The organism is Bacillus sp. ChL18 (genome assembly GCF_026241425.1).
GTDB classification, from domain to species: Bacteria; Bacillota; Bacilli; order Bacillales; family Bacillaceae; genus Bacillus; species Bacillus velezensis.
The window spans coordinates 642,114-655,356 of sequence record NZ_JAPHWE010000001.1 but is presented as its reverse complement, the minus strand read 5'-3'; the positions used below and the strand labels follow the sequence as shown (position 1 = coordinate 655,356).

Genomic DNA, 13,243 nt, shown 5'->3' with positions numbered 1-13,243 from the left:
TTCTTTACAGCAGCCCGCTCTCCCAGTCCTTTGCCTCTTGTTCAGCCGCCTTGATCCAGTCATTTTTCCCTTCACTATACTTTGCCATATCGTATGGGTATGTCTCAGCGAGGTGCCGTTTCAGTTCCATGTATCGAGCCGCTTTTTCAGGCTTTGCGGTGAGGTAATCCCGGAACAGCAGATGACGCTTCACGTCCGGATGGCCTGTTTTGTATATGTGGACGTGGTGTGTGCGCTTGTTGCCGCCTTTTTGAAAGAAACGCCGGCCCTCTATCCCGTTTTCCCCTTTCGCCTCATAGCCGAGTGCTTCCAGCTGCGGACTGAATCGGTCAGCGTCCGAAATATCTTTGACCTCCGCCAGTATATCGATGACGGGTTTGCCGGCCATCTGCGGGATGGAGGTGCTGCCGATGTGGCTGACAGAATGAAGTGCTGGGCCGAAGATTCGGATCAAGTCCGTCTTCTCTCTTTCAAACATTTCTTTCCATTCCGGCTTGTACGGAACAACTTCCGCTTTCCTCTTCGGATAAAGATGAAAAAACGAGAGGGTCAGCCCTTCCGGCGTCTCTATCTGTCCGGCTTCTGTGAACCCGGTTTTTAAATAGAGAGAGACTGCCGGAACGTTTTGGCTGGCGGTAGCCGCCTCTATTTTTTGGGCGTCCCGGTTCTCGTCTATCACAAATTGAATAAGCGCCCGTCCGATTCCTTTCCGAAAGCCTGAAGGATGCACCGTCAGCCTGCATATGACAAGGTCATATCCCTTTTTTTCATACGAAATGACGCCTGCAAGCTGATCTTTTTCCTTGAAACCGGCAAACGTCTCCCGCGACCGCTGTATATCATCGGGTGTTTCATGCAGGGCGGGAATGCCGAAAAAGCCGATCAGCTCGGCTTCTTTTTGATAAGAGCAGCGCTGAACCGCCGCAATTTCCCGCGCGGTCTGTTCTTGTGTATGCTGTAAAAATGTAATCAATCTTCCGCCCCTTTTGACGCAAACATCCGCTGTGACTCCGTCTTCGTAATGCGGACCGCGTACGCTTCATACCAGGCGCTTTTTCCTTTTTGTTTTGCCGCCTGGTGGTCAGTATGATCTTTCCACCTTTTAATCGCCTCCAGGCTGTCCCAGTAGGAAACCGTGATGCCGCAGCCGTTTTCCTCCCGAACGCTTTCCGCGCCTAAAAAGCCCGGCTGTCCGCCTGCCAAATTCATCATGCGCTCTGCCGTATGTTCATATTCCTCATCATATTTGCCCTTTATTGATGAAAAAATGACCGCATAATAGGGCGGTTTGGGCGTGTCAGCTAAAAAACCCATATATTCATCCCCCTCATATGTATTTCACAAACAGAATCCGGTCTTCTCCCGGACCGTCATAATTCGCAAAAACAGGGATTCCGTTTACGGTTTTGGTTCCTTTTTCAACTTCAAAGCCTAATTTTGTATGATAAGCGATTGATACTTTATTGACAGGCGCCGTCACGCAATTGACTTTTGTGCAGCCCCTTTTCTTCACCGTCTCCATAAATCGGTCGTAGAGCTGTTTTCCAATTTGCATTTTTCTGAAATCCGGATGCACACCCGAAAAATGAATGTAGGCTGTCTCAGGGTCTGATTGTGACTGAAAACCGATTAAAAAACCGGTCATTCCCTCCGGCCCGTACGTGATAAAGCTTGTGTCCTGAAAATGTTCAAAAAACAAGCGCGGCAGTTTGTCTTTCATCTGCCTGCCGCCCCACCATTCATTCAAAACAGACGTAACCATTTCATAGTCTTCAGAGGTAATTGTTCGAATATCCATTATCGATTGACTCTCCTTTTCGTCCGGCAAAATGAATGTCAGCTCTTCTCATTGGAATATAAAAAATTATATGTGGGTTGTTTGCAATTGTAAATGATTTCTTTTCAAGCAAACGAATCAGCACGTCTTCCAGCCGGGGAATGATTTACCAGTATAAACGTGATCATTGTTCGGGTACAATGAAAAACAGAACAAACGTTCCCGGAGGTTTTTTTATGGCTTATATTCTTCTTGTTGATATGCAATCGTTTTATGCGTCTGTGGAAAAAGCGGAAGCGCCTCATCTCAAAAGCCGGCCCGTGATTGTCTCGGGAGATCCCGAAAGACGCAGCGGCGTCGTGCTTGCGGCTTGTCCGCTCGCCAAACGATACGGCGTAAAAAATGCCGAACGGCTGTGGGAAGCGCAGGCCAAATGTCCCGATGCCGTTATTGTCCGTCCGCAGATGCAGCGGTATATTGATGTATCCGTCATGATTACCGAACTGTTTGAACGGTATACCGATCTTGTAGAACCCTACTCCATCGATGAGCAGTTTCTCGACGTGACCGGAAGCAGGCGGCTGTTCGGTGATCCTTTTACAATTGCCAAAAGCATTCAGCAAGCGATTATGCGTGAATTCGGAATTTATGCCCGTGTCGGCATCGGGCCGAATAAGGCGCTCGCGAAAATGGCTTGCGACCATTTTGCCAAAAAAAACGCATCCGGCATCCACAGATTGGATATGTCAAATATCAGGCAGGATCTATGGCCGCTGCCGGTCGGAAAATTATTCGGCATCGGAAAACGGATGGAGCATCATTTAAGACGGATGGGCATCAGCACAATCGGCGGGCTTGCGGGGCACCCAGCCGAACTGCTGAAAAAACGCTGGGGCATTAACGGCGAATTGCTTCAGCGGACAGCCCGCGGCATCGATCCCTCTCCGGTCACCGTCAACACGCACAGCCGGCAAAAAGCGATCGGCCATAACATGACCCTCCCGAGAGACTACAGCCGCTTTGAGGATATCAAAGTCGTGCTGCTGGAGTTAAGCGAAGAAGTGGCCCGCCGCGCCCGTTTCAAACAATACATCGGCCATACGGTTTCGGTCAGCATCAGAGGCGCTGATTTTGAATTCCCTTCAGGTTTTCACAGACAGAGAAAGCTGATCTCTCCGACTAATTTCGGAATGGATATTTTTAAAGCGGCGGTCAAGCTCTTCAAAGAGCATTGGAACGGTGAGCCCGTCCGCAGCGCCGGCGTCTCCCTTTCCCAGCTGGAGCCCTGTGATTATGTTCAGCTGAGCCTGTTCGATGCTCAGGAAAAAAAGATCAGTCTCGGCAAAGTATTGGATGATATTCATGAGCGGTACGGCCCTGCGTCGCTCCTCCATGCCGCTTCACTGACAGAGGCCGGCCAAGCCTTTCACCGGGCTGAAAAAATCGGCGGGCACTACAAATAATTTGAGGTGATATACATGAATCCGAACAAATTAACACCCGGGTATAATGTCATGTGGGAATCAAGCCGGATGATGCTGCCCGAACATCGGGAGCAGCTGCTTGCAAAAAAACGAAAAGAACGGGAATTCCGGCCTCCGGAACTGAGCGAAGAGCAACTGAACGACATGAACCGCATCATTGCGGCGTCGATTGAAGAAGACAGGGCCATCTCGGTCACCTATGCTTCAGCACACGGCCCCCGCCGCTTTTGGGGATGGGTAAAACAAGTGAGGCATGACGAAAAACGTTTAAAAATCATAAACGATGAAGATGTGTTAACGCTGCCGTTTCATCGTATTCTCTCAGCTGAATCGGAATAAAAATCCTACCCCGGCCTGACAGAAAATATGATAGAAGAGTGGGAGGATCACATGATATTTAGTAGAATAAAGATGAATGACAAGAATAGGAGAATATATGATGGATCAATTTATAGAAAAAATGCTGGGACAAGCCCTCCGCCAGTATGGACGGAATGTGTCGACAGATCCGCTGAGCCCCTATGAAAAACAGAGTTTAAAAAAAGCTTTAGAAGAAAGAAGGAATGAAGAACCCGATGAGGATCTCCATGCCCATGTAGAAGATATTATCTACGATTACGTCACCAATCAGGGGCAGTTTTCCTGACACGGACGTTTATGCACCGGGCGATAAGGGAAACGTCCGAGAGTAAACCCTTAAAGATTGCGTGGTGCAGGATATGCCTATCGGGCCTTATTTCAGGATCGGCTATGCCGTTCTTCTGTTATTTCTCATCATTTATCTCGGAACATTAATAGACTTTTTGTTCCAGCCTGTTGTGATTACGGTTAAAACCTTGTTTCCGCCTATTGTATTATCGGGCGTCCTCTACTATTTGTGCCGCCCGCTCGTCAGACTGCTGCATGCGAAATTAAAGCTGCCCGAAGGAATCGCGATTTTAACGATTTATGCGGGAACAGCCGGCCTTTTTGTCCTCTTCCTTTATACGGCGGGCCCTGCCGTTCAAAAACAGTTTACAGCCTTCACAGATCATATTCCGGAGCTTTCCGCAAAAGCTGAAAATTGGATCGGGCATCTTCAGGACAGCAAATGGTTTTCCCGGCTTCAGCATGGGGATTCCTTTAAAAAATTAGCGGACAAAGCCGCAAATTATTCCGGTTCAATCGCTGATTCTCTCAGCAGCCTGGCCGGTACGGCTGCCAATGCCGCCATCACCGCCGCCATTATTCCGTTTGCGCTGTATTACATGTTAAAAGAAGGAAACAAAGCCCCCCGGCGACTGCTGCGGCTTCTTCCGGAAAAACATCAAAAAGAAGGAAAACAAATCCTTCAGGACATGGATGAAGCTCTCAGTTCATACATACAAGGACAGCTGCTCGTCAGTTTTTGTGTCGGCGTACTCGTCACAATCGGCTATTTTATAATCGGGCTCGATTATCCGCTCGTTCTGGGCGCGTTTGCCATGGTGACAAACCTGATTCCGTTTATCGGGCCTTGGATCGGCACATTTCCCGGAGTCATTGTCGGATTGTTCGATTCACCGACCGAGGCGGTGCTGGTGATTACGGTCGTCGTCATTGTCCAGCAGCTTGAAAGCCAGCTGATTTCCCCGCAAATTATGGGACGGAAGCTGGACATTCACCCGCTGACCATTATTTTTCTTCTGCTTGCCGCCGGCAAATTCTCAGGAATTGCCGGGATGCTGCTGGCCATTCCGGGATATGCGGCCGCAAAAGTGGTCATAAGCCACATGCAGAAACTATTCTTTCTCAGAAAAAAACAAAGCTAAGAGAGAAATGAGAAATGAGAAATGATTCATCCTCCATGTCTTCACATCGGTCAAAATGAAAAAACGGCGGGCTGAAGAAGCCCGCCGCACACGGAGGTAAAAAAGATGAACATCGGTGATGTCATTTTTCAATTGATTTCATTTATTGCAGCCGCATTTTCCCTATTTGCCGTGATATACGTATTCAGAAGCTTGAAACAGCGCCGCATACAATTGGACAGAATCGAAAAGAAACTCGACGCGCTGCGCGAAGAAAAAAACGAATAGTTCATTCAGAAGCAGGAGCAACGAGCTCCACTTTTATCCGGTCCGGGTCCTCCGTGTATACGGCGTAATGCGTGCTTCCGCCTGCATATGGATGGCGGTCCCTGTAAAGCACGGGGCATCCTCTGGCAAGCAGCTTTTCTGTCATCTCGTCAACCTGCTCTCTTGATACAGCATGAAAAGCCAGATGGTTCAGCCCGACCCGGCATCTGTGGTACTCCGGTGTTAAAAAACGCTCCTCTGTCTGTACAAGCACAACATAAAATCCTGCGTTTTTCCAGCTGATGCCGGAGTCCCAATTTTGAAATTCCCTATAACCGAGCTCACCTAAAAACCATCCCCAAAACCGGGCGGAGGCTTTCAAGTCAGATACATACAACTCAATATGATGTATCATAATATTCGCTTCCTCCTCACATCACACCCGCCTTACCAGCACCTCTTCAACTTTATGACCGTCACCTTTTCTCAAAATCAAATCCGATCTGAATTTTGTCGGCAGGATATTTTCATACAGATTCGGCCGGTTGACGCTCTCCCAAATGGAGGCGGCCATGGTATCCGCTTCTGCATCAGACAAATCCTTAAATTTATGAAAATAAGAAGCCGGATCCTGAAAGGCGGTTTCTCTTAAGAGGCGGAAACGCTCCAAATACCACGTGAAAATCCGGCTTTCTTCGGCATCCACATAGATCGAAAAATCAAAGAAATCGGATACAAAAATCCGCGGATCTTCCCTGTCGTCCTCTAAGGTCGGCGACTGCAGGACATTGATTCCTTCGATAATAACGATATCCGCACCTTCGACAACCTCGACGGCGCCCTCTTCCCTGTCATAGGTAAGATGGGAGTATACGGGCGCCTCCACTCTCTCTTTCCCTGACTTTATATCGTTCAGAAATTCAAGCAGCGCTTTCACGTCGTAGCTTTCCGGGAATCCCTTTCTGGACAGAAGGTTTTTCCTTTTTAATTCCGCCGTCGGATACAAAAAACCGTCGGTTGTCACCAGGCTCACCTTCGGCCTGTCCGGCAGACGGGAAAGCAGCTTTTGCAAAATTCTCGCCGTCGTGCTTTTGCCGACGGCGACGCTGCCCGCGATTCCGATGATAAACGGGATTTTCGCTGAATGCGGATGCTTCAGAAACACATTGACATGCTGATTCCGTCTTGCGGCAGACGTGACATGAAGATGGAGCAGGCGCACAAGCGGAATGTAAATCGTTTCTACTTCTTCCACCGACAGGTAGTCATTCAGCCCTTCTACGGCCTTGGCTTCTTCCTCTGAAACGGCAATGGAAAGATGGCCGCCGAATCCGGCCCACGACTCGCGGCTGTGCTGCGTATACAATGTATGTAAGTTCAATTCTTTACTTTTCACAATTCACACCAATCTCTCTGTATGGCTTTCCGATAAAAAAACAAACGCTTACAAAGATTGTAACGGAAAACCGCTTCACTGTCTGCCCATTTTTTTCAAAAATGAGGAACCGATCCGGCTGTACTCTTCCATTTCCTCCTCCGGAACCATGCTTCCGCCGGTGCTCCACACAAGGTGCACGGCATTTTCCATCTCAAGCCCCCGCTCTTTTATATAACGGTTTCCGGCTTCGGTCTGAACGACCTTGACGGCTCCGGCCAGTCCGGCGAGTGCAGAGGGTTCAAGGCTCTTATTCTCGGCCGCCCTTAATTGATAAAGCAGCGAAAAAAGCGTGCCGTCATCGGCGGTATAACAGCCGCTGAGTATAGGTTCCATCAGAGGGCCGGCCAGTCCGGACGGCCTTCCCACCGCGAGTCCGTCGGCGGCCGTTTGATTATCAAGACCGATATCCTGCACGCTGATTCCGTCATGCAAGCCGGAAAACAGTCCTAACAGCATACACGGTGAATGCGTCGGCTCACCGAAAAAAATATGGACATGCTCGCCATAGATCAGCTTTAGCGCAAGCGCGACGCCGCCCGGGCCTCCTCCGACCCCGCACGGCAAATAAACGAAAAGCGGTTCATCTGCATCAGGCTTTATGTTCATTTGATCGAGCTGCTTTTTCACACGGCTTCCCGCAACGGCATACCCCAAAAACAGATCCCGGGAATGCTCATCATCAATAAAATAACAATAAGGGTCCTGCTTCGCCTGCATGCGCCCCTCTTTGACAGCCAGACTGTAGTCTGCTTCATATTCGATGACGCGAACCCCCTTTTCCCGGAGCAGCTCCTTTTTCCACTGCTTTGCGTCACTGGACATATGAACGGTCACACAAAAGCCGAGCTTCGCGCCGATTATGCCGATACTCAGACCTAAATTGCCCGTAGAGCCGACGGCTATAGAGTATTTTGAGAAAAAAGCGGTAAACCGTTCTTCAGTCAATATGCTGTAATCGTCGTCTGCTGAGAGCATACCCGCTTTTACCGCGAGATCTTCGGCATGCTTCAGCACTTCGTAAATTCCGCCGCGCGCTTTAATGGAACCGGAAATCGGAAGTTCGTCGTCGCATTTCAAAAGCAGACGCCCGGGGAAAGCCTGAGCGGCGCTGTGTTCCAGATGCTTCTTCATTTCATTAATCAAGACAAGCGGAGATTCAATGAGGCCCCCCTCCGCTCCCGTCTCCGGAAAAGCCGACGCGATATAAGGCGCAAACCGGCGCAGCCTTTCTTCTGCTTCGGCAATCTCCTTTTTCCATTCAGCGCCATGCTTTACTGGATCATCGGTTTTATGCGGATTGATCCAAAATACTTCACGCGCCTCCGCCATTTGCCTGACTAAAGGCTCTGCATTCAATACTTTGTGTATATCCCGGTCGGACATTCCTTTTTCCCCCTTGTTACTTTTTCTTTAATGCGCGGCCGGCCAGTTTTTCTGTAAACGATGGGAAAAGCTGATACAGCTTCGTCCCGAGGCTCATCCATCGCGGAAGATTCATTTCCCGTTTATCCGTCAGAATCACGGATGTAATGCGCTCTGCCACATGGTCGGCATCAAGCATCCATCTGCCGACGCTTTTCACATAACCGCCCTCTTTATCTGCAATTGTAAAGAAGTCTGTTTTGATCGGACCGGGATTAACCGTTGTCACGGCTACACCCGTACCGGCCAGCTCAAGCCGCAGCGCGTTGGAATACCCTAACACGGCGTGTTTCGTTGCGGAATAAAGGCTTGATTTCGGCGTCGCCAATTTGCCGGCCTGTGAGGCGATATTGATAATATGGCCGCTTTTCGCATGAAGCATCACAGGAAGACAGGCCTTCGTACAGGCGATTAATCCGAAGACGTTGACTTCAAACATTGCCTTCATATCATCCAAAGATGAATCAGCGGCCGTTTCAAAAATGCCGAAGCCAGCGTTGTTGATTAATACGTCAACATGACCGATCAAACGCCTTACGTTTTCAGCCTCTTCTGCATGCCGGACGTCAAACGGGATGACATCACACTGTCCGCCGCGCGCGGTAATCGTCTTTTTCACTTCCTGCAAGCGGTCCTCCCGCCTGGCGGATAAAAAAACATGAGCCCCTTCTGCCGCGCAGGAATATGCAAGCCGTTCTCCGAGTCCGCCGGATGCTCCGGTGATCCAAATCCGCTTATCCGTTAATCTGCCCATTTCCTTCACCCCTTCACAGCTTTAAACTTCAGAGTGTTCCCCGACTGAAAGGATACAGCCTTCCCTTCGGCGGCCAGCACGTCAAGATGGCCGATCGTTTCTGACATCGTTAAAAACAATTCATTTTCATAAACAGCCGGAAACAGCCGCCGGCATACCTGGAAAGCCGTCAGCGTTTCCTCTGACAACAGGCGCAGCACATATTCCGACCGGTTTCTCTGTTTTTCAAGCCGCCTGTCAAAAGCAGGCTTTACGTCTGTCAGCAGATCGCCGTGTCCCGGATATAAAAAGGACGGGTTTACGTCATACAGCCGCTTCATTGAGTTCAAGTAGTCGAGCATCGGGGCAGCGCGCACGCCCCCCTTTTCCGGAGCTTCCAGAATCGGATTGGTGGAGCTGTTGGACAAAAGCAGATCACCGCTGAACATTTCACCGCTTTTTTCATGGTAGAGCGCAATGTGAGAAGCGGCATGACCCGGGATTTCGAGCACCGTCCAGCCGTTAAGCCCGTCAATTTTTCCGCCTTCCCTCACTGTTTTCGTTAACGGACGGTTTGCAGAAAATAAGTATGACAGCTGAACTGTTTTATGTATGTCTTCAGGCGTCAGGGGAACGTCCATTTCAGTCATAAGCGACAGAAAAAAGTCCTCCTGCCGGGCGATATACGACTGATCCTGAGTAATGTACCTGTCATTCAGCGGATGCCCGATCACTTCCGTATCCTCAGAAAAAAGGTGCAGCAGACCTGAATGATCTGCGTGATGATGAGTGAGCACCACCTGTTCTATATCCGCCGCAGAAACCCCGTGTTCCTTAAGCTGCAATGAGAGCGATTCAGCCGCTTCCTTTGTATTCGGGCCGCAATCAATAAGGGTTAAGGCTTCATCTTTTACTAAATAAACGATAACGTCGCCGACTGCAAACGGAGTCGGCACACGTATCGGAATGATCTTTCTCGCTGCCATGTTTACGCTCCTTCGTTCTTTTCATTCCTGAATAATCATATTTTAGCGTTTTCTTTTCACTGTGTCATTATTGCCGCATATCGGAAAAAAAGATTGACATCCCGCTCTTGCGCATAGCATAATGAACAACAAACTAGAAAACACGGAACGCGATGACGAGGAACTAGTATATAAACAACGGCAGCAGAGAGCAATGTCCCCGGCTGAAAGACATTGCGGCCCTCTTGTTTACAGAACCTGCCCTCAGAGCGGTTAGGAAAACCTAAACGTATCCCCTCGTTACGGGATTTGAGCTGAGCACGGCTGATTCGTGCTAATGTAAGGTGGTACCGCGAAACCTTTTCGTCCTTTTTGACGGGAAGGTTTTTTTGTGTTTTTAGAAGAAGGAGGATTTATATGAAGAAAATCGGTTTTATCGGGGCCGGATCAATGGCGGAAGCAATGGTGAACGGACTGCTGCAAAGCGGAATGACAGCCCCCGGACATATATATATGACAAACCGGTCAAATGACAGCCGGCTTGAAGAGCTCCAAAAAACGTACGGAGTGAAACCGTGCCGGGATAAAGAAGAATTTTTCAGCAATACCGACATTATCGTTCTCGCCTTTAAACCGAAAGATGCGGCAGAAAGCATTGAGAATATTCGCGAATACGTGAAAGATCAGCTTGTGATTTCTGTCATCGCAGGGCTGACGATTCACACGATTCAGCAATATTTCGGCAGAAAGCTCACCATCATCCGGGCGATGCCGAATACATCCGCGGCCATTCAGCAATCGGCGACCGGTTTTTCCGCAAGCTCCGAGGCGAGTGAAGCTGAAATCCGGACGGCAAAAGAGCTTCTGGAAACAATCGGAGAAGCGACGCGCTTTGAAGAAAAACACCTTGATGCCGTCACAGCCATTGCCGGAAGCGGTCCCGCCTATGTGTACCGGTATGTCGAAGCAATGGAAAAGGCAGCCCTTCAAGCCGGCCTGCCGGAAGAAACGGCAAAAGAGCTGATTTTACAAACCATGGCCGGGGCGACAGAAATGCTCAGAACAAGCAGCAAACGGCCTGAACGCCTGCGCAAGGAAATCACAAGCCCGGGCGGCACGACTGAAGCAGGCCTTCGCGCATTAGAAGAGCGCCGCTTTGAAGAAGCCATCATGCACTGCATCGCAGAAACCGCAGCCCGGAGCGCCGAAATTAAAGAACAATTCGCAAGCTCCGTTCTGCAAAAGACGGACCAGTGATAAAGCATGGGGCTTCCCATGCTTTTTTCATTCTGTTTAACTGCCGTATAAGCGGCTGATTCTCTCTTTTACTTCAGGAAGATGGAATGTGGCTTCGTGCATGTTCACCTCTTCCTCAACCGCTTTTGTCAGCTCTCTTTTGATTCGCGCGGTCACATTGGTTTTCAGCGCAACCAGTGAGGCTCTCGGTTTATCCGCCAGCAGCCGGGCTAATTCGCGGCCTCTTTGAAGGGCGTCTTTTTTCGGCAGCACTTCAAACGGAACTCCCCGTTTTTCCAGAGCGGCGCCGCTGAAATTCGCGGCCGTAAACAGCATTTCTTCCCCGAGGACAATTCCCAGTTTTTCAGGCACAATATACGTCGCGCCCATTCCCGGTGTAAATCCGTACTTCATATAATTACAAGAATAAAAACTCTCTCTGCTTAAAATCACGAAATCCGAGCTCAGACCGATCGTAAAGCCGGCTCCGATCGCATGCCCCTGCATGACGGAAATCACGGGAATCCTGCAATCCAATAAAAGACTGTGAAGCTTTAAATCTGTAAATTGGAGCTTTCCGCTCTGAATGGTCAAAAGCCCCTCCTGCGTTCCTCCCGTGCAGAAATAATTTCCGTAACCCGTCAGAAGGACGGTTTTATAGGACGGATGGGCATTGATGTCTTGGAATACCCGGTGCAGCTCTCTGACAAACTCTTCTGACAGCCCGTTTTTCCCGGCCGTATCCTGCATTGTGACCTGCACAATGCCCGGTTCTGTTTCCTGTACATCAATCATTGGATTCATGTTTATTCTCCGTTTCTTTAAAAATACTCAAGCCTTTCCGGCTCTGAGTGTTTCTGATATTAAGTCGTCCATTCATACTTTCTGTGAAACTCTTTTATTTCAGTCAGCACCAATCGTGTTTTTCCTTGATGCGCATTCGGGATGTCTGCTGCGGGCGCGGCATTTCTTGTGCCGAATTTTACGATGCCGCTGTCTTGGAGCAGCCGGTCATAATCAGCCATCGATAAACGGACGCGTTCATCCAAATGCCGGCTGATCTGAAATTGATTCTGCCGCGTACGGCTTTGCGGCATAACGACACCGCTGTAAAATTCAGAGCAGCAGCCCGAACCGTATGAAAAACAGCCGACGCGTTTCGGCGTTTCAAAAGAGCCGTTATCAATCGTGCTGGCAAGAGATAAAAATACGGTGGCCCCCATGATGTTGCCGACGCGCTGACAGTATTGAATCCCAGGCAGCACGCGTTGCTGAAAATCCGCTTCAATGTCTTGCGGCTTAGCCTTTGCCAATTTTCTCATCATCGTCCGATGCGCTCCTTTTACCATTCCGCCAAACGGAGTATGAAAAGAAAGGTATTGAAATGTATTCTTATAATCCGCCCCGCTCACACGCTTTCCGTATTCCTGAAATGATTTTTCACAACAGTCCAAATAAGACATGAGCGACAGATCAGCATCCCCCGCTTCACTATCCGGAATCGGGCGGCAGGTATCCATGACTTCATACCCGTAATACCCGCTTGCGCCTTGATCAAGCAAAAAGACATGAGGGGTGCTGCTGACTAAAAGCGCCACAGCTCCCGCCCCCGCACTCGGTTCGGCATAGGACCATTCCTCCGTCAACGCGTCACCGCCTTCAGCCACTAAAAAGCGGGAAATATCCGTTCCGATGATGAGCGCTTTCGCTCCCGGCGATGTTTGCGATAAGATGAAATTCACGCCCATTTGAAACCCGGCCGTTAAAGAATAGCAAGCCTGTTTCACCTCAAATAATCGGCAATTCCGCTTCAGCTGCAAATAATCATGGACGTATGTACTGATGGATTTGCCAAAATCAATCCCGGATTCCGTACAGGTGATGACCATTTCAATCTGATTCCGTTCCTCTTCTGACAGAGAGTCGATAATCGGTTTTGCTGCATTTACGGCGAACGTAATCGGATCTTCAAACGGAAGCGCCACCACTTTTTCTTTCATCAGCAGGTTCTCAAACCTTTTTTTATCCAAGTTCCGATGTTCCGCAAGCTCCATGACGTCTACATACGCGGTTCCGCCAAACACGTTCATTGCTTCGATTCCTACATTCATTTCTCCAAGCCCCCAGAGTAAAGAGGCTTCCTGCGGAAGCC

The 13,243-nt window shown here is 49.4% G+C and carries 16 protein-coding genes; 6 read left to right on the top strand and 10 right to left on the bottom strand.

Features of this window, described 5'->3' with window-relative positions; all coding sequences use genetic code 11:
* Positions 1-4 precede the first annotated feature (4 nt).
* Genes OQ477_RS03315 through OQ477_RS03305 form a run of 3 tightly spaced genes read right to left on the bottom strand, consistent with a single transcriptional unit; the run spans position 5 to position 1,798 of the window.
* A complete protein-coding gene (locus OQ477_RS03315) occupies positions 5-973 on the bottom strand; it encodes a GNAT family N-acetyltransferase (RefSeq protein WP_265971372.1) in 969 nt (322 codons plus the stop codon).
* Positions 970-1,314 carry an antibiotic biosynthesis monooxygenase family protein gene (locus OQ477_RS03310; RefSeq protein ID WP_007409393.1) on the bottom strand — a complete coding sequence of 115 codons (345 nt, stop codon included), beginning with the start codon at positions 1,312-1,314 and terminating at the stop codon, positions 970-972. Before OQ477_RS03310 ends, OQ477_RS03315 begins: the two co-directional genes overlap by 4 nt.
* A gap of 13 nt (positions 1,315-1,327) precedes the next feature.
* Positions 1,328-1,798: a GNAT family N-acetyltransferase gene (locus OQ477_RS03305; RefSeq protein ID WP_007612374.1), complete on the bottom strand. Its 471-nt coding sequence runs from the start codon at positions 1,796-1,798 to the stop codon at positions 1,328-1,330.
* A 215-nt stretch (positions 1,799-2,013) separates the two neighbouring features.
* Between OQ477_RS03305 and OQ477_RS03300 the strand changes: the two genes are divergently transcribed.
* The 5 genes from OQ477_RS03300 (at position 2,014) to OQ477_RS03280 (ending at position 5,318) form a co-directional block, all read left to right on the top strand.
* Positions 2,014-3,240: a DNA polymerase IV gene (locus OQ477_RS03300; RefSeq protein ID WP_265971371.1), complete on the top strand. Its 1,227-nt coding sequence runs from the start codon at positions 2,014-2,016 to the stop codon at positions 3,238-3,240.
* 15 nt (positions 3,241-3,255) lie between these two features.
* Positions 3,256-3,600: a YolD-like family protein gene (locus OQ477_RS03295; RefSeq protein ID WP_101669875.1), complete on the top strand. Its 345-nt coding sequence runs from the start codon at positions 3,256-3,258 to the stop codon at positions 3,598-3,600.
* A 100-nt stretch (positions 3,601-3,700) separates the two neighbouring features.
* Positions 3,701-3,907, top strand: a complete 207-nt coding sequence (locus OQ477_RS03290) for a YqzH family protein (RefSeq protein ID WP_003153294.1) — start codon at positions 3,701-3,703, stop codon at positions 3,905-3,907.
* Positions 3,908-3,980: 73 nt separating this feature from the next.
* Entirely contained in the window at positions 3,981-5,051 is a 1,071-nt protein-coding gene (locus tag OQ477_RS03285) for an AI-2E family transporter (RefSeq protein WP_265971370.1), read from the top strand.
* Between the two features lie 105 nt (positions 5,052-5,156).
* Positions 5,157-5,318, top strand: coding sequence for a DUF4083 domain-containing protein (locus tag OQ477_RS03280; RefSeq protein WP_265971369.1), 162 nt, complete (start codon positions 5,157-5,159; stop codon positions 5,316-5,318).
* Between the two features lies 1 nt (position 5,319).
* Here OQ477_RS03280 and OQ477_RS03275 read toward each other — a convergent pair whose 3' ends face one another.
* From OQ477_RS03275 to OQ477_RS03255, 5 genes are all read right to left on the bottom strand, one after another.
* Positions 5,320-5,709, bottom strand: coding sequence for a VOC family protein (locus OQ477_RS03275; RefSeq protein ID WP_265972411.1), 390 nt, complete (start codon positions 5,707-5,709; stop codon positions 5,320-5,322).
* Positions 5,710-5,733: 24 nt separating this feature from the next.
* Complete coding sequence (gene coaA / locus OQ477_RS03270; protein ID WP_003153290.1) at positions 5,734-6,693, bottom strand: type I pantothenate kinase; 960 nt, start codon at positions 6,691-6,693, stop codon at positions 5,734-5,736.
* Between the two features lie 75 nt (positions 6,694-6,768).
* Positions 6,769-8,118: a D-serine ammonia-lyase gene (dsdA, locus tag OQ477_RS03265; RefSeq protein ID WP_265971368.1), complete on the bottom strand. Its 1,350-nt coding sequence runs from the start codon at positions 8,116-8,118 to the stop codon at positions 6,769-6,771.
* A 16-nt stretch (positions 8,119-8,134) separates the two neighbouring features.
* The gene (locus OQ477_RS03260) at positions 8,135-8,911 is read right to left on the bottom strand and encodes an SDR family NAD(P)-dependent oxidoreductase (protein WP_017418085.1); all 777 of its coding nucleotides are present in this window, start codon (positions 8,909-8,911) and stop codon (positions 8,135-8,137) included.
* 5 nt (positions 8,912-8,916) lie between these two features.
* Positions 8,917-9,876: an MBL fold metallo-hydrolase gene (locus tag OQ477_RS03255; protein WP_265971367.1), complete on the bottom strand. Its 960-nt coding sequence runs from the start codon at positions 9,874-9,876 to the stop codon at positions 8,917-8,919.
* 396 nt (positions 9,877-10,272) lie between these two features.
* Here OQ477_RS03255 and proC point away from each other — a divergent pair, with 396 nt between their 5' ends.
* Positions 10,273-11,112 carry a pyrroline-5-carboxylate reductase gene (gene proC / locus OQ477_RS03250; protein ID WP_088461086.1) on the top strand — a complete coding sequence of 280 codons (840 nt, stop codon included), beginning with the start codon at positions 10,273-10,275 and terminating at the stop codon, positions 11,110-11,112.
* A gap of 36 nt (positions 11,113-11,148) precedes the next feature.
* Here proC and OQ477_RS03245 read toward each other — a convergent pair whose 3' ends face one another.
* The gene (locus OQ477_RS03245) at positions 11,149-11,895 is read right to left on the bottom strand and encodes a polyketide synthase (protein ID WP_014305356.1); all 747 of its coding nucleotides are present in this window, start codon (positions 11,893-11,895) and stop codon (positions 11,149-11,151) included.
* 59 nt (positions 11,896-11,954) lie between these two features.
* Positions 11,955-13,202 (bottom strand): hydroxymethylglutaryl-CoA synthase family protein, encoded by a 1,248-nt coding sequence (locus tag OQ477_RS03240; RefSeq protein WP_044802111.1) that lies wholly within the window; start codon positions 13,200-13,202, stop codon positions 11,955-11,957.
* Positions 13,203-13,243 lie beyond the last annotated feature (41 nt).